Here is a 25,110-nt window from a genome sequence, read left to right on the forward strand (position 1 = left end):
ATGGTTACTCCGCAGCAGAAACGAGGGTTTCGGAAACAAGGTCGGCTTCGGGCTCGTCGTCCGGTTCCGGGCCATTGCGAATGGCTCTGACCATCAGGCTCATCTCGATGACGATCAGCGCGGTGTAGATCGCAGCGAAGCCGATGAGAGTGAGAAGCACGGCGCCGGCTCCGAGATGAGAGACGGCGGCGGCCGTCGGCAGCACGCCTTCGATAATCCAAGGCTGGCGGCCGAACTCGGCAACGATCCAGCCAAACTCGATGGCAACCCAGGGAAGCGGGATGGCAAAGACGGCGATCGTGAGCAACAGGGGATAGCGGTCGAGCTGGCGGCGGGCGGACAGCAAGAAGAAGGTCGCCGTCAGCAGGATGAAGAACATGCCGAGACCGACCATGACGCGGAAGGTCCAGAAGAGGGTCGGCACGTTGGGAATGGTATCGCGCGCGGCCTGATCGATCTGCGCATCGCTCGCCTGGCGAGGATCGTCGACATAGCGCTTCAGAAGCAGGGCGTAGCCGAGTTCATGGCCGATATCTTCGAATGAGGCGCGCGCCTGCTCGATGGACGTATCCTGCGCTGTGGCACCGGCAGCGGCCGGCTGGGCGGCGCGGATTTTCAACAGTGCGTCGTAGGCCTTGATGCCGTCGCGGATGCGGGTCTTGGCCTGCTCCTCAAGCTGGTTGATGCCGGGGATTTCGGTGGTCAGCGAACGGGTACCGATCAGGCCCATGACCCACGGGATGCGCACTGCAAAATGGGTTTCGCGTGCTTGCTGATCCGGAAAGCCGAAGGCGGTAAAGGCGGCCGGTGCCGGCTCGGTCTCCCACATGGCCTCGATCGCCGCGAGCTTCATTTTCTGGTGCTCGGTCGAGAGATAACCGCTTTCGTCACCGAGAACGACGACCGACAATGCCGAAGCGAGGCCGAAGGAGGCGGCGACCGTCATCGAGCGCTTGGCGATCTCTATGTGGCGGCCTTTCAGCATGTACCAGGCCGAAACGCCGAGCACGAAGATGGATGCGCAGACATAGCCGGCCGACACGGTATGAACGAATTTTGCCTGGGCGACCGGATTGAAGACAACATCGAAGAAGCTCGTGATCTCCATTCGCATGGTCTGCGGATTGAGCGCCGAGCCGACCGGATTCTGCATCCAGCCATTGGCGATGAGGATCCAGAGTGCGGAGAAGTTGGAGCCGAGGGCGACCGCCCAGGTGGTGACGAGGTGTCCGACTTTGGAGAGCCTGTCCCAGCCGAAGAAGAACAGGCCGACGAAGGTCGCCTCCAGGAAGAAGGCCATCAGGCCCTCGATCGCCAGCGGCGCGCCGAAGATGTCGCCGACGTAATAGCTGTAATAACTCCAGTTCATGCCGAACTGGAATTCCATGACGATGCCGGTTGCGACGCCAAGCACGAAGTTGATGCCGAACAGCGTGCCCCAGAATTTGGTCATCTGGCGCCAGATCTGGCGTCCAGTCATGACGTAGGTCGTCTCCATGATGGCGAGCAATACGGAGAGGCCGAGCGTCAGCGGCACGAACAGGAAGTGATAGAGCGCAGTCATGGCGAACTGCAGGCGCGATAGCGCCACGATGTCGAATTCCATAGTATTTCTCCCACGGTCCCACGGGGTTTGGTCTATACGGCGCTATTCGACGCGCCGTCTTTTCACGGTCAGTCTGCCGCCTCAGTCCGGTCGCAGCCGGTTAAGGATGGCGTCGAATTCTTGCTCGCCGCGTCGTGCCGTCGCGGTAATGCGGCCATGTTCGAGCATGGCGATGCTATCGCCGATCGCGGCTTCACGGCGGATATGCGTGGCGATGACGAGGCTGCGGCCGGAGGCATTGGCGGCGATCTCTCCCAACACGGCGCAGGCAGTCTCCGCGTCGAGCCCTTCAGTCGGTTCGTCGAGCAGCCAGAGCGGCGTGTCGCGCAGGAAAAGCCGGGCCAGCGCCAGGCGGCGCGATTGTCCGCCCGACAGGCCGGCGCCGCCTTCACCGAGGCGCGCTGAAAGCCTTTTCGGCAAGGCCTGGATATCGGCGAGAAGGCCAGCGGCCTCCAGCGCCTGACGGAGCCGTTCGTCGCTTGCAAGCGGGTCGGCGAGCAAAAGGTTGTCGCGGATCGTATCGTTAAATAGCTCAGTGCGCTGCGTAAGGGTCGTTGCCCTGAGGCGGGTGATTGTTCCTGAAGCCGGAGCGATTTCGCCGGCAAGCAGGGCTAGCAGTGTCGATTTTCCGGCGCCGCTTGCGCCGACGAGGGCAAGCCGCCCACCGGCGGCCAGCGACAGGGAAAGATTTTCAATCGCCGGATACCGTGCTTTCTCGTAGGACGCGCTGACGGCCTTCAACTGGAATGCATAGCCTTCGGCTGGCTGCGTGATCTCCGAGGCCAGATCTTCCGTCGCCAGGCGCGGGGCGATACGCCGGGCGGCAAGCAGCGTGCGGCCGAGCTCCAACGCTCCGCGACGTAGCGCCGCAAACGGTTCCGTCGCGGCAAAGGCGATCAGCAGACCGAAAGCAGCGGCCGGCGCGCCAATGGTGCCGTATTTTGCCAGTGCGGCAACGGTCAGGAGCGTGGCTGTCAAGAGAAGCGTCGAGGCGAGCGAGAAGCCGGTATTGACGATATATTCGATCCTGTTCAACTCATGATCCGCTTCGCCGAGACGCCGGTCGGCATCGTCAATCGCGACACGTTGCGCAAGCAGGCGGCCGGCCATGGCAAGATCCGTTTGGCCGGCGACCAGATCGATGACGCGCGCACGGAGCGCTTCCATCGCATGGGCACGGCGGCGTCCGGGCTTCATTGCCATCCGCCCGGCGATCAAGGGAATGCCAAGGCCGGTGGTAACGAGCCAAAGGCCGACCAAAATACCCAAGATCGGCTGCATCAAGCCCTGCGCAATGCCGATGGCGAGAGCTGACAGCAAAGCGACGCCTGCCGGCAGCAATACGCGTAGGTAAAGCGAATCCAACGCATCGATATCGGCCGTCAGCCGGAACAGCAGCTTGGCAGGCCGGCGCATCATGTCTGCGGCGGCGCCCGGCGCCGCCCAGCCGCGAAAGAGCCTTTCGCGCAACGCCGCGAGAACGCGCAGGGTAACGTCATGGGTCACCAGCCGCTCGCCATAGCGCGCTGCCGTGCGGCCGATGGCAAGCAGGCGAATGCCGGCCGATGGCGCGAAGACGTCGAAGACGATGGCGCTCGTGGCGGAGACCCCGGCAAGCGCGGTCGCGGTGATGAACCAGCCGGAAAGACCGAGCAATCCTGCACCCGCCAGCACGGCCAAAGCCGATAGCGCCGCACCGAGGTAGAGACCGCGTCCGCGTTCTGCATGAAACAGGCGGATGACCGGCAGAAGCGTTGTGAGGCTCCGTTTCATGCGGCAATCCCCTTGCGTAGTGTTTCGAGATGGATGGTGCGGTCGAGGCGCGCCGCAAGCAGCGGATCATGGGTAGCGACAATCAGCGTCCGGCCCCTTGCCAGCGCCAGCAAAGCCTCTGTCACATCGGCCGCGGTTGCGGCGTCGAGGTGGGCGGTCGGCTCGTCGGCAAGGATGATGTCGGCGTCGTGATTGGCCGCCACGCGGGCCAGCGCCAGGCGCAGTGCCTCGCCGCCGGAGAGGCCGAGGCCGCCTTCGCCGACCGCGGCGATCTCGTTTGCGGCGACCACGCCATCCAGGCGCACAGCGCGAAGCGCATCTTCGATAGCGCCGCTGTCGATACCAGCACGTCCAAGGCTGACATTTCTCTTCAGGCTGCCGGAGAAAATATGTGGCCTCTGTCCGACCCATGCCATGCGGCGGCGAAGGGCGGCAGCGCTATTCTCAGCCAGCGCGATCCCGCCGATCCTGATCGTACCGGCTTGCTGCGGCGCGAGCCCCGCAATCAGGGATAGGATGGTGGTTTTGCCGGAGCCGCTGGCGCCCCAGAGTGCGACATGGTCTCCGGCTGCAACCTTAAGATGGAAGTCATCGATCACCGCCGAAAGATCTGGTGCGTGGCGGAAGACCAGACCGTCGATCTGGACGGAGGGAGCCGCGGGCACACCCTTTATGCCGTCTTGCTCGGCGCCGTCGAGGATCGCAGGTCCTGGCGACGACAGGGCGTCGAATGCGGCAAGCGCCGCTTCGCCGTTGGCGCGATCGTGCCAAACGGCAGAGAGTTCTCGGAGGGCCTCGAAAAACGCCGGTGCGAGCAGAAGGATGAAAAAGCCTTGCGCAAGAGTGAGCCGGCCATGCCATGTGCCGATGTCGATCGAACCCAGCAAGCTGAAGCCGATATAGACGGCTGTTGCGGCAACGCCGAGGGCGGCGAAAAGCTCTAGAACGGCGGAAGATAAGAAGGCGATTTTCAACACCGCCATCGTGCGGTTTCGCAACGTTTCCGCATCGGCGCGCAACCGTTGAGCCGTCATATCAACGGCGTCGAGCGCCCGGATCGTTGCAAGGCCGCGCAAGCGGTCGAGCAAAAAGGCGTTGAGGCCGCCGGTTTCGGCCAGTTGCTTTTCGCTGGCGGCTTTGGCTCGCCAGCCGATCAGGGCGATGAAAATTGGAATGAGCGGCGCCGCGATCAGCAGGATAAGCGCCGCAACCCAGGAAATCGGAAAGATGCACGCAAAGAAGACGAGCGGCACTGTGCTCGCTTTCATACGAATCGGTTGAAAGCGGGCGAGATAGGGCACGACCGCCTCGGCCTGTTCGCCAACGACGCTCGCCGCTAGACCCGAGGCCGGTCTGCCGGTATCGAGGGGCGACCGGGCTGCGAGCGCCGCGACGGCGCGATTGCGTCGCGATGCAAGCTCGTTTCTGGCCGCGCGGAATGCGATGCGCGTGCCGGCGGCATCGACAGCAGCACGAACGATGCCAAGCGCCAATATCGCAACTGCCGCAAGCGCCACGTCCATCGTGCTGCCGCCATCGCTTATGACGCCGACGCTGAAGGCGAGGAGGGCTGCCTGCGGAGCCCAGATCAGCGCTGCAACGGTCTGAAGGCCCGCGGCAAGCCTAAGCCCGGCCGGCTTTCGCTTCGGAGTTGCCGGATTTCGCTTCGCGGCCGGCGCAACGTCGGGCTCTACCGTGCGTGTTTGTCCCGGAGTGATGTCCGGATCGAAGAAGGCAGCCGTCATTATTCAATCCTCTTTCGCCGTCTTGGAACGCCGGCGGCCGAGCGAGACGACTCGATCCTTGGTCTCCAGCAGCTTCGTCACCTTCGAGCCGAGCAGCAGCAGGGTAGCGAGCCGCTCGGTCTCCAGCTTTCTGACGTCGTCGTACCAATTGGTCAGTCGCTCGATCAGGCCGTACATTTCGTTCATCCGCCCCTGGGCATAACGTTCGGCATCGCTCGCCGGCTGCTGCATAAGGGTTTCACGCAGCATCGAGAGTGTCGGATCGACCTCGCGCTTCTTGCGCTCTTCGGCGAGCGTGCGCAGGATCTGCCAGACATCGTCCGGAGTCGTAAAGAAATCGCGGCGGTCGTCGGGCTTGTGCCTGAGGAGCACGAGATTCCAGGCCTGCAGTTCGCGCAGGCTCATGGAGACATTCGAACGAGAAATGCCAAGAGCTTCGACGATCTCGTCAGCGCAGACCGGCGCCGGGGAGACGAAAAGCAGGGCGTAGATTTGTCCGACGGTCCGGTTGATGCCCCAACGCGAACCCATCTCCCCGAAGTGGAGCACGAAGGATTGTACGAGCGGCGGAAGATTCATGGCTGCATCCTGTTGTCAGTGATTTCAGAAATTATTGAAATCACTGTAAGTCGTCCTGTACTGTTTGCAATCGATAAGTCGCCGGTGCGTCAATCTGTGCGAGCAAGCGCATGATTGTCCTCATCCGCGCTCGACCAGAACGGAACACTTCGCGTGCCGCACGATCCGGTCCGCTGTCGCTCCCAGGAAATAATTCGAAAAGTCCGGAATATGAGAGCCGACGATGATGAGGTCGGCCTTCCTCTCGTCGGCGATTGCGAGAATGGCAGTTGCCGGCCTGCCGGTGCGGATGGTGACAATGGCTGGAATCGCCATGCGGTGGCAGAGATTCTCGAAATTTTCCTGCGAATCTCTGATCGCATCGGTAACGACTGCTTGCGGCAGATCGGCGAGATAGCTCGGCACGTTCTCGACGACGTGCACGACGATGATCTCGCCACCGTCGTCCACCAGTGCTGCTGCTCGTCTCAGAAGCCGTTCGCCTTTTTGCGACCTGCCAATGTCAAGGGCACACACAATTTTACGATACATATGATCTCCCGGCACCGGGCTAAGGGCGCACCGGATTTTCCATGCTTTGATTATGCCCGACATGGAGCGGGCAAGCTTTGACTGAAATCAAAGCAGTCGCCTTCAACAACCCTTGCTAGGCTGTGACTTAACCAACCGTCGAAATATACGGGCGCCATGAAAGCTGTGGTCGATCATTTGGAGGGACGCCGGAGAAGCGCCTCTGCAAGTTCTCCAAACAAGCGCCGCCATCGCTTGTTCCTATGGTGTCGCAAACCGGAGAATATCAGCCCGCTTTGGCTGATGATGTCGATCCTTCCATCTGGCCAATCTCTTTGAGATGCTTTTCTAGTGCCAGCCGGTCGATCGAGGCGATCGGAAGGTTGACCAGGAGCATGATCCGATTTTTCAGATAGCGCGCGGCCTGCGCGAAGGCGCGAGCCTTTTCGACATCGGTGCCTTCGACAGTGGAGGGGTCCTCGATGCCCCAATGCGAGGAGGCGGGGTGACCGGGCCAAATCGGGCAGACTTCACCTGCCGCATCGTCACAGACAGTGATGATGAAATCCATAGGCGGCGCCCCCGGCTCGGCGAAAACATCCCAACTTTTCGAACTGAAGCCGGAAGAGGGATATCCAAGCGCTTCAAGTGTCTTCACGGCCCAGGGATTTATATCGCCCTTGGGAGAACTGCCGGCCGAAAAGGCGCGGAAACGGCCCTTGCCTTCGGTGTTCAAGATCGACTCAGCCATGATCGAGCGGGAGGAATTGCCCGTGCAGAGAAATAGAACATTGTAGACGCCATTATCGCTCATTGCGCTTTCTCCCCCATGTATTGTTTTTGTAAAGCAGGTGACGGTCACAGTAGCTAAGCGTCCGGATGGCCGGAACCGCATCCTTCTTCAGGAAGCGCGCCGACTGCCGGAAGCATTAAAGCCAAAACTATACATGATATAAGGGGAAATGCGTCACGCTCGAAGGAATTAGCTGTGATTAAATCTCGACATTTGACTGCAGCAGGCCGACGCGAACAGCAAATCTTTCTCCGGGACCGTGAACTGCCGCAAAGAGCAGGCCGGCCAGAAAGACGAAGTGGTCGACGAAGAAGCCGAATTCCGCCTGATTGCCGCTCCAGCGGTTTGGTCCGTGGAAGCTGAAGGCAAGGAAGATGACGTAGATGCCGGCAGCCAATGCGGCCTCCGAGAAGAAGGCCCCCGTCAGCAGGCAGATCGCCAGCGCGCTTTCGAAGAAGGCGGCGATCCAGGCGAGGAACATCGACAGCGGGAAACCCGCCGAAGCTATATAGCCAGCCGTCGACTGCATGTCCGCGAATTTGAAGCTGGCCGCCATCACGAAGACGGCGCCGAAGATCAATCTGGCCAGGCAGATTGCGATTGTCTTGCTCATGTCGATATCCTCCGTTTTCCAAGTTCTGGCGATCCATGATTGCGGCATCGCCATTCTGACCCAAGGACGGAGGATAGGCCGCGTTCCCGACATTGCGGCTATTGTTTTTGCATTGGCGTTGGATCGCGTGACCCGAACTCTCACGATGCCCCGTTCGAGTTGCCGCGCCAAAGTCACTTCGACGACGAGCGCGCGGAAGCATCGGCTTACGGATTCGGATCACATAGCTTTATGTCGACAAGCACATAGCCACATTGCTTCATTTGGCGAATGAGGGCCTTGTGCTTTTTGCTTCCAGTCAAAACGATCCTGAAACATCTCGTTACGCATCAAGAGGATAATCTGATAGAGTTTCATGAACCGGCCATGGGCGAAGAGATGATCGAATTCGCCGAGGAGAGGGCGCCGGCGCGAAGATATCGAGGTTCGAGCCGGCGAAGCTGATAAATGCGGGTTTCAGCTATGACTTTCGATCGACTGAAACCGCATGGGAGGCTTTCGCCTGCGCGGCGTCCATGCTGTTGAAGAGTTCTTGAACGAGCTGGGCTATCCGCTCCGGCGACGTTCCTTTGGCGCGCTCTTCTTCGATCCGGCGTCTGACGAGTATTTCCAAATTCGTCATGTCTATCATCTCCATTATCCGGCGCGAGAGAAGTTTCATCCTCGACGGGCGGAAGGGCAAGTTACGGTTTGTTCATGGATGCGGTGGGGGAGGTTGCGTTCGGCGGAATTCAAGCTGTCAGGGTTACTATGAGCGCTTCGGGGGTTGTTCTGGCATCACTGCTTTTGGCATTCACAACTGCGAAATCTTCCTGATTAACCGCATGGGCAATGTCGCAGCTTCCGCGTTCGTGGGGGGAAGCTCTCTAAACTTCGAGCCGGGTCTACTGATCAGCGTAGGTATTTCCGGATCGTTAAACCGGGACGAGGTCCGTCTTGAGGACGTCGTGATGTTATGCACCGGACAACGAAAAGAACACCGGCCTTCTTCGCCAAGGCGCTCAACTTTGGCGGGACGAGCGGCGGTAGGATGCGGCTGATATATCTCGAAAAGGCAGCCAACGGCGAGTATGAGCCCATTGAAACACTGCTAACGGGCTCGCTTATTGGCAGGACGATATTGAGGGCTCGCTCGGTATCGTTGGGCATGGACTGCTGGAGGAGATCTGCCGCCGCCAGCCGCTTTCAAAATATACTCGGTCTGGAGGTCATTTTTCATCATGCACGGGCATTTCGGGAAGCAAGCCAGCGAAAGCCAGCAGCGGGCCGAGATCGTGATCGTCGGCCGCTTTCAGTGCCGCAATATAGGTTCTACGGCGTTCGCTCATTTTCTGAAGATCGTATCCCGCCGTCCAGTCGATAACGTCAGTCCCGTATATTGAGACCTCCTATCTCATTCGGATCGAGAGGTGTCGCGCCTTCAGGATATTCGAGCTTGATTTTCACTTCTCCTCCCAGAAGTCGGGCGGCATTTCGTAGATCAGTTCGTTCATCAGGCGGACTACTTCCTGGTTGGTTCTGGCGGCAGATACGGCCTGGTCCTCAAGCGCCATATGCTTGCCGGCTATGCCTGTGATCTTTTGCGCCTTTTTTCGAGCCTGGGCGATAATGACATTTTCGATGGTGTCCGGTGGGACAAAGGCATAAACAAAGTGGCAACCCATAGCTTCGGCTGCTGCCTGCATGGATTTCAGGGTGACTCCGCCTTCCAATTCAGCTTTCTCGGCTTGCGCGATGCGCGCGCGTGTGAGCCCCATGCGTTTGGCAAGTTGGGCGCCCGACATACCAAGGGCTTTACGAACGGTTCGAATCCAGCCTTCGGCCGGGGTTCGAATGTTGGTGCCCTGCGTTGTATCGACAATGATCTGATATTGTTGGCGAACGGCCCGTTTAACGCTCATTGTTAACTCATATGTTGACAATTAACGGCATAGTGCCAACATATTCATATACAAAACTATTCTTTGTGTCAATATTTATATTGACACAAAGCTTTCACGCTTGAGAAGTAAGTAAGGAGTTTGCTGAGGCACAACGAGACACCTCTACGCAAATGGCGCTCCGCCGTCCTCAGTGGGTTTACGTGGTGCTGCGCGGCAGCCTCGTCCGGAACGCCGTCAGGTATCTCGGTGATGTGATCGGCTGGGACGATGGCCTTTTCGCTCCGCGCACCACGGCCACGGAAGAAGGCGACAGACGATAATTGGATGAAAATGGATGGACAAATAGCAAAATCGCTGCTTGAGAGGCTTTTTCACGCCGACCTTCCGGCCAGCGTTCCATGCCGGGCGCCCCAATGCAGCAGGATCATATTTTGCGATACCCATTTGAGTTCTCCTTCGGCCGCCATTGGCCGTTGGAAGAACACACAAATTCCAGGTACGCGGCGGCCGTCACCGGAACGACAGCTTAGGACGGTAAGACTCTTGTAGGTGCGTAACCGAGGAAATCAATCGCTCAGCCCCTAATTTAGGGCGGATTGAACCGCGCCGCACTTGTGATTATCAGACATTGCGACAGCTATCGCGACAATTCCGACAGTTGGCCGATGTCCAAGGGTCAGGATGCCTGATCCGTAGAGGTCTGGCCCGAGCCGAAGCGGTCCAGCACGTTGCGTGTGACCGCGATCACCTGCGCATCGCCTCGGGTCAGGCCCATGACCCATTCACAGGTCGCGGCGGTGAAGATCTCGCCGCGACCCTTCTGCCAGTGGATGATCATGCCGTTGCCGCGCGCGCTGGCGTCCAGCGTTTCGGGTGTGACGGCGCCGAACAGCGCCTTCGCCTTGAATTCGGCGTCGGTTGCGCCGATGTAGAGCGTCTCGCCCCACGCGCCCGTATCGTTCTCGATACTGGTGGCCAGCCCCATCGCCAGGATGACGATCTCCGGCACGGCCCCATCGGTGCAGGCAGGGTAAGGCAGACCATCATCCATCCGGTAGTCCAGCCCGTCGACCTCGTAGCCGAAGATACGACTTCCGGCGCCCAACTGGTCGCCGTACCCCAACCCGGTATTGGCAAACCCCCAGTGACCTGGTCGATAGACCGTAAAGCCACCTGGGCCGTTCCCCACGCAGCGGCCCAGTCCGGCATAGACCCCGCGCAGGGCGTTGACGCCGAAAGTCAGGGCACCGGGGCGGTTGACGGGGGCGACTTCCCAGGCTGCCGTGGTCAGATGCGGCGTGCTGCCCTTGGCCTTCGGGTCGTGCTCGGCGGTGTACTTATAGCAGATCTGGTTCCGGCCTTGATTCTCGATACGGGTCTGCCAGAGGAAGTTACCGGCAAGGCGCGCGACCTTGCCGCCCTCTTCGACGAAGGCGTCGACGGCGTCGCGCATACGCGCACTCCAGTATTCGTCATGGCCGACGAAGATCGCGCAGCGGTGACGGCTCAAAAGGTCGGGGTCGGAGTCCAGGTTATGCAGGGTGGCAAAATCGAAATCACGGTCTTCGGCCTCGGCCCAGCGGGCGAAAGGGCGTTCATAACTGGCCCATCCGCTTGAGGCATACTTCTTGGAATAGCCATAAGCATAGGCCCATTCCATGTAGGGGTAGCGGACCATCTCCCCGGGTTTCTGCGGCAGCTCCGGCAATGCGCGCGGGGCACCGGGAGGCAATTTGCAGAACCCCCGCGTCCAAGGACGCTGTGTCGATAGAACCGGCGAAAAAGCGTTGCCGTCAGGCCCCGTAATGCCCTCGTAATGGTTCGATCCGCCCCAGCAGTTATAGGCCACCCATGTGCCGGTGGCGCAGACCAGCACGTATGGCGCGGGTGGCAGATGTCGCGCACGGCGGATCAGGATCAGGTGATGCTCCTCGATCCGATCACCGTCGCGTTCCGCCCGGAGCGTGATCAGATATCCGCCCGGCCGCCAGTCATCCGGCACGGTGAAGCGTGCACTTTCCGGCCATCCGCAGCCCGTGACCGAACAATCTGCGGGCGTGTCGCGGTGGTGGCCGGGAAGGTCATCCATCTGCAGCAGCGGCTCATACCGTAGCCCGTCGCGCCCCACCTCGAAGGACCACCGCTCGGCGGTGGTCGAGACGTGCAGCACAACCTCGTCGCCCGGAACATAGCTCATCCGCGGTGTATAGCCCCAGACCTCCAGCACACGCGGATCGCGCGCCGGACCTATGTAATAGTGATCGAGGATATGCCGCGCGCGGGCGCGGGTGCGTGGCGTGATGGCGGGTCCGGGTCCTTCGGTCATGGGATCACTCCGGCAAATATTTCTCGGCCCAACCTTCGCCCGCTGCACCAGCGGCGACCATGGCGGCGATTTCATCCTCCGTGTAACCAAGCCGTGCCAGGATCGTCCGCGTCTCCGCGCCGGGTTTGGGTGCCGGGCCGGGAATGGTGATCGCGGCGTGTTCCGGGCGCACGGCATTGGGGGCAACCAGATCGACCCATCGACCCATCGGGTGCTGGTCATGACGGATCGCGCGATAGGTGGCCCGGCGGATGTCGGCGGGGCCATCGCTTTCATGATGCAGGCCTGCGTCGCGGTTGACCGAGAGAGAGCCGAGCGGAACAACGCTGGCTGAGCCACCCCGGAACCGTTCCTGCCAATGGGCAATGGGATGACCGGCGAAACGATCGACCAGGGCCTCGGTCAGCCCCTCCTCTGGCTGGCTGGTCAAATCGGCCAGTTCCGGCACGCGCGCCAGGGCTGCTCCCCTCTCATTAGGGGCGGCGAAGAACATCCAGCCATCGGCGGCGCGGTAGCAGTGATAGAACGGGCCCCAGCCCCGCGTTTTACGTCCCGACGGTTCGTCGAATGGTGCGCGCCCGTCGAAATCATACATGAACTGCGCCTGTATCATCGCGCCGCACCCTGCCAGCGCTGCCCGTGCCACGCCTCCCTTGCCGGTGATCCGCCGCCGCTCCAGAGCCGCGCCGAGCGCCACGCAGGCGGCGTAGCCCGTCAATGCGTCAATTGTGCCGAAATGGGCGTGTTCCTCAGGCGTGTCCGGTCCGCCGCCGAAGCGGACCATGACACCGGTCGCGGCCTGCGCCAGATCGTCATAGCCCAGATGATCCGATTTCGGTCCCCGCAGAGGCCCACCCCATGCGTCGAGTTGTGCGAGGATTGCGCGCGGGTTTATGGCGGCCAGCGCCGCGGGGGTCAGGCCGAGGGCGTCGCGTTGCTGGTCGGTGCCGTTCATCGTCACGACATCCGCTCCCACGATCAACCGTGCGAGGGCCGCGCGGCCCCGTTCGGCGCCAAGGTTCAACAGCACGCTTTCCTTGCCGCGATGAGCGTGCAAGCCGAAAACAATGGCGTTCCAGGGATCGACCGAAGGGCTTACCGGCTGCACCGACGTTACCTGTGCCCCGAACCGCGCCAGCGTCGAACCGATCGTCGGCCCGGCGATCACGTTGGTGAGATCCACGACCTTCAGCCCGTCGAGCCAGCCGCCAGCGCCCTTTCCTAGCGGTTCGGCGCGCGGCGGTTCGGCCAGAAGAGTGGGAAGGTCGGCGCGGAACTCATCCGCCATCGGCCCCGGCCGCTTGTCCATCGCGCCGGTGTCATCGGCAAGCCACGCGAGATTCCCCAATTGCCGCATCCTACCGTGCCGAGGATCGTCCACCTCCAACACCAACCCCGAGGCCAGCGCATGCGGATCGGCGAGCCATTCGCGCGTGCTGCGCTGCGCCGACGCCGGCGCCTTGGCCAACCCGAACAGCTCCTCCCACTCCCAGGACGGGCGGGTGAGGAAGGCAGCCTGCATCGCCTCCGCCACACGGGCGCGGTCGCGCGGCCCGACAGGGTAGTTGCGCATCGCCCACGCATCGGGCCAGTCCTTTTGATCCAAATATGCATCGAAGTCCGGCAGCGTCGCTGCGAGATCATCCAGCCCCAAGACCTCGAGCACCCGACGCGGATGAGTCACAATGGAGCAGGAGACGACGTAGAACCCCCGCCCGTCGGCGCAACGATAGGTGCGGTAGAACGGATCGAGGAATGCGCCAAGATCTACGTAGCTGAGATCAAGCGGCAGGCCCCCGGCGCGGCGGCGATCGAGTTCCAATTCGCGTGGGGACTTGTAGCGAGCGGGATAATTCTCGATCTGCTCGCAGTTATAGACGAGTCCTTCGAACAACGCCGAAGCTAGCGGCACCTCGATATGGTCGCCGCCCATCCGGTCGCGCGCGCCGAGCGCCAACAGCACGGCCATCGCCCCGAAGGTGGCGCCATAGGCCGAGGCCAGCCCAAGCGGCGTGAAGGAGGGGTTGATCCCCATCAACTGCCGGTTCAGGCCCATATCGGTGAACTGCCCGGTGCGCGCGGCGATCACCGCTTCCCAGGCGGCGAGCTTGGCAAGCTCTGGATCAGTCGAGCCAAAGCCCGGCAGCGACAATGACACAATGCCCAGATTGGCCGCACGCAGATCGGCCGGCCCCAACCTCAGCCGTTGCATGACGCCCGGGCGGAAATTGTCGATAACCACATCGGCACGAGCGACCATATCCAGCGCTGTTTTACGGCCTTGATCAGTCTTCAGATCCAGCGTTAGCGCGCGCTTTCCCCGCGATAGCATGGTAAAGGCCGGGTCGTCCCAACGTGGACCGCCGGGCGGGTCGATACGGATCACCTCGGCCCCCAGATCGGCCAGCATCATACCGACCATAGGACCGGCGAGATAGTGGCCGAAATCAAGTACGCGAATATGAGACAGAGGGCGATCGGTCATGGAAAAACTCCGAAGTGATTTTTTCCAGATTACCCATGGCCGAAATCGGCGGGATAACGGATACTGCCAATAATGAACAAAATCTGCCAAAGTCGCGTGCTGGCATGCGTGTCAACGTTCTGCTGTTCGATGCGTTCTCCAACATGATCCTCGCCTGTCTCATCGAGCCATTAAGGGTAGTGCGGGATGAGCACGGGATGGATATTTCCTGGACCCTTATCACCCCGCATGACAACGTCGTGCAATCATCGAGCGGCCTGTCGCTAGCGCCCGACTGCTCCGTGTCGAAGGCGTCCCCCTGCGATGTCCTGATACTGCTAGGCGGCGACCGTTTCCGTGCCGACGCGACCGCCATCGAAACGCGTCGAGCGTTACGTCTGGCGCGTAAGGCCGACATTGTCTTCGCGGCGGACACCGGGGCATGGCTCCTGGCAGCGGCGGGATATCTGGACGGGCGGCAGGCAACGCTCCACTGGCAGTTGCTGGCCGAGTTTGCCCAGGCTTTTCCTGAAGTTCGGACCATCCATGCCCCCTATGCGATCGATGGTCGCTGGATGACGTGCGGCAGCGCGGCAGGCGCAATGGAGCTGGTCCTGCAAGACATCGCGCGTCGGTTTGGGGCAGCGGCGCGGTTCGACGCGGCCGCCATGTTTTTGCACGCTCCCCGCGTAGCGGCTGGGCAGGATGCAGGGTTCGGAGCGATCCCGTCGCACCCGAACCCGAGACTTCGCCGCGTGATGGATCTGATGGCGGCCTCTATCGAGGCCCCCAGAACTCTGCCTGATATCGCCGCCGCGACCGGGTTGACCCTGCGTACCATGGCGCGACTGTTCGAAGCCGAAGTTGGGATGGCGCCCGGAGAATGCTATCGGCACATGCGATTGGCGCGTGCGAGGGAGCTCATTTTCCAACAAGGAATGTCCGCAACGGATGCCGCCGCGCTTTGCGGGTTTTCTTGCGCCGCATCGTTGAGGCGCGCCCTTGTCCACGCCCAATCCGGGCCGGCCCATTGAAGTTGTCAAGGAAGCCCCGGAGTCGATTGGCTGTTTTTAGCCGCCCGCGACCCGATCATTTCCGTCGCCAGCGCCACCTTGGACGCGTTCAGGGAGTTCATTGCTGCCGCCTGAATGACCAAAAGAACGCTGGATTGACCAGTGCCTTGCTCCCGGTAGGCGGATCAGCCCCCGGGGAAACCGACGATTTCCCGGGACCCTCAAAACGACCATTTATCCAAGCAAAGCCAATCACCACTTCTGGCGCAACCTCGGCCCACGTTGTCGCTTCACAATATCCGCTTTGTGGTGACAGCGACCGGTGGCCAATGACCGGCATACGGGCGCAAAGCTGCCGTCTCTGGGGGGTGTTCTGGAGTGGTGGCGATTTTGGCGCAGCCGACAGGATGAAACTGAGAACCCCTATGCCGTTGTTTGCGCTATATAAATCTTGCGGCAGCCGCGAGCGGATGAATGGAATCAGGCTGTATTTCTCCAAGCCCCTGCGGTTCGAAGCGGCAGAAAAGGCGTCGCAGACTGGCGGCTTTCGGGAGGCGGACGCTTGATCGCGGCTTGATCTCTACTATGGAACTTCAGCATAGCGGATGATGCTCTGGTTTTGTATGTTGGCGACTAATTCATCAGAACGAGACAAAAATCGGCGGAGCAAAGGTGAGGAATTTGAATCGTTGTATCCTAAGGTGAGATCAATTGTCGGAGGCACACCCTCAAGTGCTCTGGCAACGACATTTGGCGTCAGCATATTTTGCGCATAGAGCGGAATGAGCGTTATTCCACCTGTAGACACGACGAGCGACATTGCTGATGGTAGGCCGTCACCTTCGTACTCTGCCTTGAGTGTGATCCCAACTTTCGACGCGTAATCTTGGATCACGGATTGCAATACGGGAGAAATTCTAGCCGAACTGACGTAAGTTTCGCGGGCAAGGTCCTGCGGCCGGATCTTTTTCCGAGACGTCAAGCGATGGTCCGCCGGCATTACGGCAATCAGCGGCTCCTTGGCTAAAAACTTGAAGGACACACCCACACTCTGCGTCTCGGGGCGAAGGAAAGCGACGTCCAGCTTGCCTCGCATCAGTGCCAGCGCAAGGTCCGGGGAAGACTGACTGGACAGTATGATTTCAACCTCTGGCGCTTCCTCACGAATAATGCGTAATGCATGGGGTAGCCACACGACCTCCTGTCCCGCGAGAAAACCGATAGTGAACGACCGCTTTTGCGGCCGTTCCGCCCGCCGTGCGCCTTCCGCAGCCGCCTCGACTTGCAATAAAGCCAGCCGCGCGTGATCAAGAAACACTTTACCGGCGGCGGTGAGCGTCACGCCGCGCGGCTGCCGTTCCAGCAGTTTTACACCGATTTCGGTTTCCAGATCGCGAATTTGCCTGCTGAGTGAGGGCTGGGAAGTGTGTAGCCGCCGTTCGGCTGCGGTCAGCAAGCTTCCTTCCTCCGCAACAGCAACGAAATAGCGCAAATGCCTGAGTTCCATCGGGTCCTCGCTATACATTCAAGGCATAGCTCGAACGTACAAGGTATTTGTCCTTGATAAAGAGGGGATTTAGTCAACGTCGTAGTTTTGGGATATGATCGAACACGCCTCACCGGACGTATTTCGCAATCAACTGTATCCAAAACGAATGTTTAACAGATGGAGCGACACGATGCCTACAATCACGACCACGGACGGCGTAAACATCTTCTACAAGGACTGGGGATCAGGCCAGCCGATCGTTTTCAGCCACGGCTGGCCGCTTTCGGCGGACGACTGGGATGCCCAGATGACCTTCTTCCTTCATCACGGCTACCGGGTAATCGCCCACGACCGGCGCGGCCACGGCCGGTCCGACCAGCCCGGCACCGGCAACGACATGGACCACTGGGTTGCTGACCTCGCGGCCCTGACGGAGCACCTCAACTTGCGCGATGCGATCCACATCGGCCACTCCACAGGTGGCGGTGAGGTGGCTCGCTATGTCGCCCGCCACCAGGAGCGCGTCGCGAAGGCGGTGCTGGTCGCCTCACTGACGCCAAACATGTACCGGAGCGAGGAGAACCCGTCCGGTCAGCCGCCGGAGTGGTTCGAAGCGATTCGCGCGGGCGTGCTGGGCAACCGGTCGGAATTCTACCGTTTCGTCCCTGAGAATCCGTTCTACGGGTACAACCTCGATGGGGCCAAGCCTTCGGAGGCAATCATTGCGAACTGGTGGCGCCAGGGCATGGCTGGCGGCGCTCTCGCTCACCACGCGACTGTCGCCTCCTGGCTGGAAGATTATACCGAAGACCTCAAGAAGATCACCGTGCCGGTGCTGGTGATGCATGGCGAGGCCGATCAAGTCGTCCCCTTTGCAAGTTCAGTGCCGCGTGCGGTCGACCTGCTCAAGAACGGGTCGCTGAAGACCTATGCGGGCTACCCCCATGGCATGCTGACCACACATGCAGATATCCTTAACCCCGACCTGCTCTCGTTCATCAGGGCTTGACGACATCAACCGGACCGTGGCCTTCATCCAACGTCGGCCAGACGATCTGTCACCCGGCAGTGCCGGGTGACACCTGTTGGTGCTGGTACGTGGAGTGTTCAGGAGGGTGCTTCCGACAGTGGCATTTTGCTTGGTGCGTAGTGAAAGATGCAACTTGTCGCGCTTAAATTTTTCGTTGCGGTGGCCGATTACTCCACCGGCCGAAATGGCTCGGCGTCTCGGCTTCGACAACTAGGAGTTAAGAGCAGAGGTGTGTCCGTTGATTTAATGTCGGAAGTACCACCAGCTTCCGAAGTGCTCATTAAAGGCTCGTTTTTCGGCTTCCGGCCTTAGGTAACTTCAGGCAGTGCACGGGCGGCTTGGGAGTCTAAAGAAATACTCGCACACTTAGCTCCCTACGGGGAGCTTTTGTGTTTCTGGGCCCATGTGCGCCCCGCCCTTAAGGTTCGATATCGCATGGCCGCTCGGGCAAACATGCGCGATCCGGGTCTGACGAACAACTCGCGTTTCATTAGTGGCGGTTCGCAGCGCCGTGCGTGATGCGATCGCGTCGCGACGAGTTCAAAAGGCGCGGCACTACGGGCGAGGCCGTTGACTGATGTTCGTCTTCGTCAACAGCCAGTGAAATTCCTCTATCGTCTTGGCGAGCGTCGCCATCGACGCGCTGTCTTCGAACACAAACGAGCCCTCGACGTCTCCTCGTACCGCCTGCCGCTGGCTTCACCGATGCTGACGATCTCAGCAGCTTGGACAGAGAATATCGCCAGATTATGGGGGCTGCGTGACCTCACTCGTCAAAGATATAGACGTCGCCTTCGTCGAGCGCTGCAATGAATGCCATTCGCGCTTCCTCTGCGTTCATCCGTCCGTCATGCGCCGCCAGCAGTGCTTTCTTGCCGGCTTGAAAGGCTTTGCCGTCTTCAAACCTCGGCCATCCGTTCAACATGTAGTCGGCCGCGCGCTCTACATTCGAGATTACCAGCCGCGCGCCGGACTGCCGCGTTTCGACTATCACCGACTTACTCCACCAGTGGGCCATGAGCATTCTCCTTACCATCGTCAACGGGCGGAATCTCGGAATGTTCCGGAGGGTTCTTGGTGAGCAGATCACCGAATGGCATCAACATCCGCCGCTTCCTCTGAAGCTGCCCAACGCCGGCAGACCGAGAGGCGCGCGAAATGCGGCAAAGAGCGGATCAGCCGCATGGAGGAAGCATTCGACTGGATCCGCAAGTACGTGTGGGATGAGGAAGCGCGGCAGGCATTGCTTGCCTACGCCTATGTCAAAGCCCGCGGGTGGGATTGGAGTCGATATCTGAGCACCCGCAATCGCCGCAACCCGAAGAAAAGGGCTTGGGTTAAACGAACGGTTCAGCGGTGGATTTTTAAATCATTGCAAATGATTGAAGCTAACTTGCCCAAGAGTGAAATAATCTTGCGCGGTGAGGTAACTTTACATGTGTCCCACACAGAGGCAAAACACACGGGCAAATCGATAACATCCGGCGATTTGCGCACCCGGGCGATACCTGATGCAGAGCTGCCGGCAGAGGCGGCGTAGATCCAGGCGCTTTGTGAAAAGTCCGGCTTTTAATACTCGATAAAAATGTGGCCAATGGGCTCTCTATAATACATCACAGCATCGTGTCCTGGATCCCGGCCTTCAGATAGCTCGAAAGGGAGCCTTTTCCCCGTCTGACGCAAGTTTATGGAAAGCGTTTCGGGTTCCGCCACGCATGAATTGAATCCACAATCGACACGCAGTCGGCTGGTTTCAGCAACGATTGTGAGCCCTACATCAGGGTTACGATGATCGACCAGTTCGCAATCGCGGTCTAGTCGGCAAGTGACCACACCAAAAAATGGCTCGGCCCCTTCAATCATTACTCCGAAGGCCACTTTTCGCTCAGGAGCATTGTCTTGAGAGAAAGCAACACAGGGCAATGTCAAGAGAGCGGATAGAAGTATGATGAGAGTTCGCAAGGTTACCTCCAGAGAAGCCCAACGCGCCGCTTAAAATCGCGCCAAAATTGTGTTTGATCAAATGGCGGAACGAACAGCTTTGCTTCCTATGTGCTTCCTGTCGATTTTTTCCTCGAAGCGAAAACTCGCTAAAGCCCCTGAAAAATATGGCGCACCCGACAGGATTCGAACCTGTGACCTTTGGAATCGGAATCCAACACTCTATCCAGCTGAGCTACGGGTGCATGCCTTAGGCTATCTGACTCGCCTGTCCGATGAGGTGGTTCTTAGCCTAGGAAGCGCTTGGCTTCAATGCGGAAAATGCGGGAAAGCGCATATCGGCTTTTCTGAATGAAAGAAGGCCGCGATCGCTTGGGGGGCGCGGCCTTGTTTGTTTGCTTGAGAATATCAGGGGCTCAGCTCTTCATCGCGCCGGGGCCGGGGATGGCCTTGGGGGGGACCTTGCCGAGGATGATCATACCGAGGACTTCGTCCTTGGTGACGTCTTCGGTGCGGGCATGGCCGACGACCTGGCCGTTCTTCATCACCGAGACGCGGTCGGCGAGATCGAAGACGTCGTGGATGTCGTGGCTGATGAGGAAGATGCCGATGCCGTCCTTCTTCAATTCCTTGATCAGGTCGCCGACCTGCGCCGTTTCCTGGGGCCCGAGAGCCGCCGTCGGCTCGTCCATGATCAGGATGCGGGCGTTGAAGAGGATGGCGCGGGCGATTGCTACCGACTGGCGCTGGCCGCCGGAGAGCGCCTTCACCGGCTCCTTGAAGCGCTTGAAGTTGGGGTTCAGTCGGCCCATCACTTTGCGGGCCGAGGCTTCCATGGCGACGTCGTCGAGCGTGCCCCAGCGGGTCTGCAGCTCGCGGCCGAGATAGAGATTGGCGGCGGCGTCGACATTGTCGGCGACGGCAAGCGTCTGGTAGATCGTCTCGATACCGTATTTCTTGGCGTCGCGCGGCGTGCGGATATCGGCCGGCTCGCCATTGATCAGGATTTCCCCGCTGTCGCGCTTGTAGGCGCCGGAGAGGATCTTGATTAGCGTCGACTTGCCGGCACCATTATGGCCGAGCAGCGCCACGACTTCGCCGGGGAAGAGGTCGACCGAGGCGTTGTCGACGGCGTGGATGCCGCCGAAGGAGATGGAAATGTTCTTCATTTCCACAAGCGGAGTGGTTTGATCCGTCATGGTTCAGAATTCCTTTTACTTGGCGCGCGAGCGGTAGACGATGTCGAGCCAAACGGCGACCACCAGGACAACACCGACGACGACGTTCTGAATTGGCGTATCGACATTGGCGAGACCCATGCCCGACTGCAGCGATTGCATGACCAGGGCGCCGATCATGGCTCCGGCGACCGTACCGCTGCCACCGGCAAGCGACGTGCCGCCGATGACGGCTGCGGCGATGGTGAAGAGCTCGTAGGTCGTGCCCTGCGAGTTGACGGCCGAGTTGAGGCGCGCTGTGGAAATGGCGGCCGCGACGGCGGCGAGGAAGCCCATCAGCGCGAAGATCCTGACGATGACCCATTTGGTCTTGATGCCAGCGAGCTCAGCTGCTTCCGGATTGCCGCCGATTGCGAAGACATAGCGGCCGAAGCGCAGGCGCGTGGAGATGAAGGTCATCACGATGCCGATGAAGACGGCGATGAGAACTGGAACGGCGATGCCGTAGGGAATATCCAGTCCCGTCTCCGGCCAGGGAATATTATGGTCCGTGGCGTAGCGCTTGGCGATGCCGACCGGCCAATCATAGCTGTTGAAAAGATAGACCGTGCCGAGGACGATCAGGGAGCCGAGGGCGGCGAGAAAATATTCCGCCCAAAGCGGACGGCGCGGAAAGTGAAAGCGCTTTCTCTGCTGGCGCGAGCCGATGATGCCGGCAATGATCAGCAGGCAGGCGATCACACCCACCACCCAGCTCCAGGTCGCGCCGATCGAACCGGTGGCGCCGCCGCCGCCCATGACGACGAAGGTGGAGTCCATCGGCGCCACGGTCTGGCCACTGGTGACATACCAGGCGAGGCCACGCCAGACGAGAAATCCGCCGAGCGTGACAATGAAGGAGGGGACATTCATGAAGGCGGTGATCGCGCCCTGGAAGGCGCCGATGGCCGTGCCGATGACCAGACCGCAGATCAGCGTGATGGCCCAGGTCCAGGAGCTGTCGAAGCCGAGATATTGCGGCAGCCATTTGGCCTGGATGACGCCCATGATCATGGCGACGAAGCCGAGCAGCGAGCCGACCGAAAGATCGATGTTGCGCGTGACGATGACCAGCACCATGCCGGTGGCAAGCACCGCGATTTCGCAGGTCTGCACCGAAAGGTTCCAAAGATTTCTGGCGGTGAGGAACTCCCGGCCGTCGAATATCCGGAGATAAAGATCGAAGCCGATCCAGATGATCAGCAGCGCTCCGATCATGCCGAGCAGGCGGGTATCGATTTCGGTAGCACGCAGGAAGCGGGTGATTAGGCCGACTTCTGTGTCGCGTGGACCGCTCGATGTTGTGGACTGTGTCATGTCGGCCATCGCTTTGCCGTTCTCCCACTGTTGGGCGCGGTCTGCGATGCATTCTGGGCTATCGCTGGCGATACCGCGCCAATCTCAACTATGCGTCATCGCCTGTGTGGCCGGTCTTCGTTCCGGTCCCGTCGACCGCCATCCGGCGGGCCAGCGGGATATGCGATGGCGCAGCACGATGCGGGAAGCGTGGTCTCCAACTACAAGGGAGAGTTGTCTGCTCCTGATCCGCATTCGACGCCGCAACGGAGTGCCGCTGCGGCGTCGGTATTATGATCGGGTCAACCGTTCAAGGACAGCTTATTTGCAGGCTGCAACAGCGCCGGCCTTTACGCCCTGGCAAGCTTCAGCCTTGGTGATCCAGCCGGCGTCGATGACGACGTTCAGGTTGTCCTTGGTGATCGGCTGCGGGGTCAGGAAGACCGACTTCATCGGAACATGCTTCGGGCCGCCGGTGAAAGTCTGGACGCCGGTGATCTGGTCCATGGACTTGCCGTTGGCGAGGTCGATGGCGATTTCGGCGGCGCGCTTGCCGAGCTCACGCGAGTCCTTCCAGATGGAGACGGTCTGCGTGCCGAGCGCGATGCGGTTCAGGGCCGCCTTGTCGGCGTCCTGGCCGGAAACCGGAACGGAGCCGGCGAGGCCCTGGGCGTCGAGAGCGGCAACGGCGCCGCCGGCAGTGCCGTCGTTGGAGGCGACGACCGCGTCAACCTTGTTGTTGTTGGCGGTCAGGAACTGCTCCATGTTGCGCTGCGCGTTCTGCGGCAGCCAGCCATCCGTGTAGGCTTCGCCGACATTCTTGATCTTGCCGGCGTCGATGGAGGGCTTCAGCACTTCCATCTGGCCAGAGAAGAGGAAGTCGGCGTTCGGGTCGGTCGACGAGCCCTTGATGAAGACGTAATTGCCTTGCGGCTTGGCCTTCAGGATTTCGCGAGCCTGCATACGGCCCACTTCCTTGTTGTCGAATGTGATGTAGAAGGCGGCCTTATTTTCGATCAGGCGGTCGTAGCCGATGACCGGAATGCCTTCGTCGGCAGCCTTTTCAACGGCCGGGCCGATGGCGTCGGAGTCCTGAGCGAGAATGATGAGAGCGTTGGCACCCTGGGAAATCAGAGATTCAACGTCGGTCAACTGCTTGGAAGCGGAAGATTGGGCATCAGCGGAAATATACTTGGCGCCAACAGCAGCGAGTGCCTTCTTGATGGCAGCTTCGTCGGTCTTCCAACGCTCTTCCTGGAAGTTTGACCAGGAAACACCGACGACGAGATCCTTCGCGAAGGCCGCTGTCTGCATGGTCAAAACGATGGCCGCGCCGGCAGCCAGCTTGATTAAAGCTCTCATATTATCCTCCCGAGTGAATGCGACCGCACGTGCCCTGAGCTCCCGCCGGCCGCCGCGATAACGCTGTCGAAAAAGGTTCGGATTTTTTTCTCGACAGTCGAGAAATTTAGTGTCAGAGATTTTTTCAACTGTCAACACCGCACTGCCAGGTTTAATCGGCCGTTGAAGAACAGCCGGCTAGAGTTGCCGACAGGAGGAGTGGAATGAGCGGGAGGCTTGATGATGCTGGCCAAATCGAGCACCGAATTGGTCCGCCAGAAAAACAGTGTTCTGGTGCTGACGGCGCTACGCCGCCACGGTCCGCTCGCCCATACTGAACTTTCTGATTTCACCAAGCTTTCATCGGCGACAATATCGGTCATCACCACCGATCTGGAACGGGCGCAGATCATCGAGAAGGCCGAACACCAGACAGCAAGCGGCCGCGGCCGCCCACGCGTCTTGTTTTCGCAGCGGCGCAATTGCGGCTATCTCATCGTTGTCATAATTTCGTCGGATGCCGTTCAATATTCGCTCGTGGACTATGCCGGCCGGCTGATCGACCGGTTCACCGAGGACAGGCAGCAGACCGTTTCGAACGTCGCCTCTTTTGTGCGCGGGCTGCGCGACGCCTTGAACCGGATCGTCGTCCGTTCGCGATTGTCGCGTGACAAGATTATGATGATTTCCATCAGCAGCAAGGGCCTGGTAGAAAGTTCGGAGCCGGTGCTGCGCTGGTCGCCGATATTCGGGCGTGAGCAGATCGATTTTGCCGCTGTGCTGCGCGACGAATGGTCGGCGAAAGTCATCCTCGACAACGAGACGCTGCTCGTCGCTGCAGCCGTCGGCCGCCTGGAGGAAAATAAAAAGGGCCGTGACTTCCGCGCGCTTGCGGCACTCTCGCTCGGCCACAGCATCGGCCTTGGCGTGGTGCGCCGCGGCGATGAAGGAAAGCTCCAGATATCTGCGCCGAATTTCGGCCATATGCTGCATATGCCGGGCGGTGGACTCTGTCGCTGCGGCTCGCGCGGCTGCATAGAGGCCTATGCCGGCTTCTACGCCATTCTGCGCACGGCCTTCGACGTGCCGCTCGACACGATCCCCGCGAAATTCGTGCCGGTCGCCGAACTCGACAAGATCGCAACAAGCGCCCGGCAGGGCAGTCGCCGCAATATCCACGCCTTCCGGCAGGCGGGATTGGCACTCGGCTATGGTCTCTCGCGCGTGCTCAGCCTGCACGAAAGCATGCCGATCGCGATCACAGGCCCCGGGACGCGCTATTACGACTTGCTGCTGGAGGGCATTTCCGAGGGGCTGGCGGAATCGCATGTCGTGCGCATGGAGGGCATGCCGGAGCTGCGGGTGATGGCGGACGAACCGACGCTGGTGTTTGAGGGGCACCTCAACCGGGCGCTGGCGATGATGGACGATGACATCGTCAGATCAGGAGTTGCCGTTGCGGAATTGAATGAGCAGACTGTTTGAGGAGGG

General features: G+C 60.3%; 20 protein-coding genes and 1 tRNA gene. 4 read left to right on the forward strand and 17 right to left on the reverse strand.

The window, feature by feature from the left end; genetic code table 11:
- Positions 1-4 precede the first annotated feature (4 nt).
- The 11 genes from PY650_RS20585 to PY650_RS20635 all read right to left on the reverse strand — a co-directional run bounded on the left by PY650_RS20585 (position 5) and on the right by PY650_RS20635 (position 14,313).
- Positions 5-1,606 (reverse strand): cytochrome ubiquinol oxidase subunit I, encoded by a 1,602-nt coding sequence (locus PY650_RS20585; protein WP_285881401.1) that lies wholly within the window; start codon positions 1,604-1,606, stop codon positions 5-7.
- An 81-nt stretch (positions 1,607-1,687) separates the two neighbouring features.
- A complete protein-coding gene (cydC, locus tag PY650_RS20590; protein WP_285881402.1) occupies positions 1,688-3,379 on the reverse strand; it encodes a thiol reductant ABC exporter subunit CydC in 1,692 nt (563 codons plus the stop codon).
- On the reverse strand, positions 3,376-5,124 hold the full coding sequence (cydD, locus tag PY650_RS20595) for a thiol reductant ABC exporter subunit CydD (protein WP_285881404.1): 1,749 nt from the start codon (positions 5,122-5,124) through the stop codon (positions 3,376-3,378). Before cydD ends, cydC begins: the two co-directional genes overlap by 4 nt.
- 3 nt (positions 5,125-5,127) lie before the next feature.
- Entirely contained in the window at positions 5,128-5,703 is a 576-nt protein-coding gene (locus PY650_RS20600) for a GbsR/MarR family transcriptional regulator (protein ID WP_285881406.1), read from the reverse strand.
- A 120-nt stretch (positions 5,704-5,823) separates the two neighbouring features.
- Positions 5,824-6,234 (reverse strand): universal stress protein, encoded by a 411-nt coding sequence (locus PY650_RS20605; RefSeq protein WP_285881407.1) that lies wholly within the window; start codon positions 6,232-6,234, stop codon positions 5,824-5,826.
- A 265-nt stretch (positions 6,235-6,499) separates the two neighbouring features.
- Positions 6,500-7,027 (reverse strand): arsenate reductase ArsC, encoded by a 528-nt coding sequence (locus tag PY650_RS20610; protein WP_285881408.1) that lies wholly within the window; start codon positions 7,025-7,027, stop codon positions 6,500-6,502.
- A 178-nt stretch (positions 7,028-7,205) separates the two neighbouring features.
- The gene (locus PY650_RS20615; protein ID WP_285881409.1) at positions 7,206-7,619 is read right to left on the reverse strand and encodes a DoxX family protein; all 414 of its coding nucleotides are present in this window, start codon (positions 7,617-7,619) and stop codon (positions 7,206-7,208) included.
- A 460-nt stretch (positions 7,620-8,079) separates the two neighbouring features.
- The gene (locus tag PY650_RS20620) at positions 8,080-8,241 is read right to left on the reverse strand and encodes a hypothetical protein (RefSeq protein WP_285881410.1); all 162 of its coding nucleotides are present in this window, start codon (positions 8,239-8,241) and stop codon (positions 8,080-8,082) included.
- An 820-nt stretch (positions 8,242-9,061) separates the two neighbouring features.
- Complete coding sequence (locus PY650_RS20625; protein ID WP_285881411.1) at positions 9,062-9,520, reverse strand: mobile mystery protein A; 459 nt, start codon at positions 9,518-9,520, stop codon at positions 9,062-9,064.
- Between the two features lie 658 nt (positions 9,521-10,178).
- A complete protein-coding gene (locus PY650_RS20630; RefSeq protein WP_285881412.1) occupies positions 10,179-11,828 on the reverse strand; it encodes a N,N-dimethylformamidase beta subunit family domain-containing protein in 1,650 nt (549 codons plus the stop codon).
- A 4-nt stretch (positions 11,829-11,832) separates the two neighbouring features.
- Positions 11,833-14,313: a CoA transferase gene (locus PY650_RS20635; RefSeq protein WP_285881413.1), complete on the reverse strand. Its 2,481-nt coding sequence runs from the start codon at positions 14,311-14,313 to the stop codon at positions 11,833-11,835.
- Between the two features lie 35 nt (positions 14,314-14,348).
- Between PY650_RS20635 and PY650_RS20640 the strand changes: the two genes are divergently transcribed.
- Positions 14,349-15,326 carry a GlxA family transcriptional regulator gene (locus PY650_RS20640; RefSeq protein ID WP_285881414.1) on the forward strand — a complete coding sequence of 326 codons (978 nt, stop codon included), beginning with the start codon at positions 14,349-14,351 and terminating at the stop codon, positions 15,324-15,326.
- A 562-nt stretch (positions 15,327-15,888) separates the two neighbouring features.
- Here PY650_RS20640 and PY650_RS20645 read toward each other — a convergent pair.
- A complete protein-coding gene (locus PY650_RS20645) occupies positions 15,889-16,812 on the reverse strand; it encodes a LysR family transcriptional regulator (RefSeq protein WP_285881415.1) in 924 nt (307 codons plus the stop codon).
- Positions 16,813-16,984: 172 nt separating this feature from the next.
- Between PY650_RS20645 and PY650_RS20650 the strand changes: the two genes are divergently transcribed.
- Positions 16,985-17,803 carry an alpha/beta fold hydrolase gene (locus PY650_RS20650; RefSeq protein WP_285881416.1) on the forward strand — a complete coding sequence of 273 codons (819 nt, stop codon included), beginning with the start codon at positions 16,985-16,987 and terminating at the stop codon, positions 17,801-17,803.
- A gap of 787 nt (positions 17,804-18,590) precedes the next feature.
- Here the strand turns inward: PY650_RS20650 and PY650_RS20655 are convergent.
- The gene (locus tag PY650_RS20655; protein ID WP_285881417.1) at positions 18,591-18,842 is read right to left on the reverse strand and encodes a DUF982 domain-containing protein; all 252 of its coding nucleotides are present in this window, start codon (positions 18,840-18,842) and stop codon (positions 18,591-18,593) included.
- 75 nt (positions 18,843-18,917) lie between these two features.
- Between PY650_RS20655 and PY650_RS20660 the strand changes: the two genes are divergently transcribed.
- Complete coding sequence (locus PY650_RS20660; protein WP_285881418.1) at positions 18,918-19,364, forward strand: hypothetical protein; 447 nt, start codon at positions 18,918-18,920, stop codon at positions 19,362-19,364.
- A gap of 569 nt (positions 19,365-19,933) precedes the next feature.
- Here the strand turns inward: PY650_RS20660 and PY650_RS20665 are convergent.
- The 4 genes from PY650_RS20665 to xylF all read right to left on the reverse strand — a co-directional run bounded on the left by PY650_RS20665 (position 19,934) and on the right by xylF (position 23,640).
- Positions 19,934-20,010, reverse strand: a tRNA-Arg gene (locus tag PY650_RS20665).
- A 171-nt stretch (positions 20,011-20,181) separates the two neighbouring features.
- Complete coding sequence (locus PY650_RS20670; protein WP_120704920.1) at positions 20,182-20,964, reverse strand: ATP-binding cassette domain-containing protein; 783 nt, start codon at positions 20,962-20,964, stop codon at positions 20,182-20,184.
- Between the two features lie 15 nt (positions 20,965-20,979).
- Positions 20,980-22,308, reverse strand: a complete 1,329-nt coding sequence (locus tag PY650_RS20675) for a sugar ABC transporter permease (RefSeq protein ID WP_285881419.1) — start codon at positions 22,306-22,308, stop codon at positions 20,980-20,982.
- Between the two features lie 291 nt (positions 22,309-22,599).
- A complete protein-coding gene (gene xylF / locus PY650_RS20680) occupies positions 22,600-23,640 on the reverse strand; it encodes a D-xylose ABC transporter substrate-binding protein (protein ID WP_285881420.1) in 1,041 nt (346 codons plus the stop codon).
- A gap of 222 nt (positions 23,641-23,862) precedes the next feature.
- Here xylF and PY650_RS20685 point away from each other — a divergent pair, with 222 nt between their 5' ends.
- Positions 23,863-25,104 (forward strand): ROK family transcriptional regulator, encoded by a 1,242-nt coding sequence (locus PY650_RS20685; protein WP_285881440.1) that lies wholly within the window; start codon positions 23,863-23,865, stop codon positions 25,102-25,104.
- Positions 25,105-25,110 lie beyond the last annotated feature (6 nt).

Origin of the sequence: Martinezella calliandrae (assembly GCF_030272695.1) — a bacterium.
Lineage (GTDB): Bacteria > Pseudomonadota > Alphaproteobacteria > Rhizobiales > Rhizobiaceae > Rhizobium > Rhizobium calliandrae.

Bases quoted from the DNA above. Each gene is read 5' to 3' on its own strand.
- PY650_RS20585 (WP_285881401.1), bottom strand. From the start codon at position 1,606: ATGGAATTCGACATCGTGGCGCTATCGCGCCTGCAGTTCGCCATGACT.
- cydC (WP_285881402.1), bottom strand. From the start codon at position 3,379: ATGAAACGGAGCCTCACAACGCTTCTGCCGGTCATCCGCCTGTTTCAT.
- cydD (WP_285881404.1), bottom strand. From the start codon at position 5,124: ATGACGGCTGCCTTCTTCGATCCGGACATCACTCCGGGACAAACACGC.
- PY650_RS20600 (WP_285881406.1), bottom strand. From the start codon at position 5,703: ATGAATCTTCCGCCGCTCGTACAATCCTTCGTGCTCCACTTCGGGGAG.
- PY650_RS20605 (WP_285881407.1), bottom strand. From the start codon at position 6,234: ATGTATCGTAAAATTGTGTGTGCCCTTGACATTGGCAGGTCGCAAAAA.
- PY650_RS20610 (WP_285881408.1), bottom strand. From the start codon at position 7,027: ATGAGCGATAATGGCGTCTACAATGTTCTATTTCTCTGCACGGGCAAT.
- PY650_RS20615 (WP_285881409.1), bottom strand. From the start codon at position 7,619: ATGAGCAAGACAATCGCAATCTGCCTGGCCAGATTGATCTTCGGCGCC.
- PY650_RS20620 (WP_285881410.1), bottom strand. From the start codon at position 8,241: ATGACGAATTTGGAAATACTCGTCAGACGCCGGATCGAAGAAGAGCGC.
- PY650_RS20625 (WP_285881411.1), bottom strand. From the start codon at position 9,520: ATGAGCGTTAAACGGGCCGTTCGCCAACAATATCAGATCATTGTCGAT.
- PY650_RS20630 (WP_285881412.1), bottom strand. From the start codon at position 11,828: ATGACCGAAGGACCCGGACCCGCCATCACGCCACGCACCCGCGCCCGC.
- PY650_RS20635 (WP_285881413.1), bottom strand. From the start codon at position 14,313: ATGACCGATCGCCCTCTGTCTCATATTCGCGTACTTGATTTCGGCCAC.
- PY650_RS20640 (WP_285881414.1), top strand. From the start codon at position 14,349: ATGGCCGAAATCGGCGGGATAACGGATACTGCCAATAATGAACAAAAT.
- PY650_RS20645 (WP_285881415.1), bottom strand. From the start codon at position 16,812: ATGGAACTCAGGCATTTGCGCTATTTCGTTGCTGTTGCGGAGGAAGGA.
- PY650_RS20650 (WP_285881416.1), top strand. From the start codon at position 16,985: ATGCCTACAATCACGACCACGGACGGCGTAAACATCTTCTACAAGGAC.
- PY650_RS20655 (WP_285881417.1), bottom strand. From the start codon at position 18,842: ATGGCCCACTGGTGGAGTAAGTCGGTGATAGTCGAAACGCGGCAGTCC.
- PY650_RS20660 (WP_285881418.1), top strand. From the start codon at position 18,918: ATGGCATCAACATCCGCCGCTTCCTCTGAAGCTGCCCAACGCCGGCAG.
- PY650_RS20670 (WP_120704920.1), bottom strand. From the start codon at position 20,964: ATGACGGATCAAACCACTCCGCTTGTGGAAATGAAGAACATTTCCATC.
- PY650_RS20675 (WP_285881419.1), bottom strand. From the start codon at position 22,308: ATGGCCGACATGACACAGTCCACAACATCGAGCGGTCCACGCGACACA.
- xylF (WP_285881420.1), bottom strand. From the start codon at position 23,640: ATGAGAGCTTTAATCAAGCTGGCTGCCGGCGCGGCCATCGTTTTGACC.
- PY650_RS20685 (WP_285881440.1), top strand. From the start codon at position 23,863: ATGCTGGCCAAATCGAGCACCGAATTGGTCCGCCAGAAAAACAGTGTT.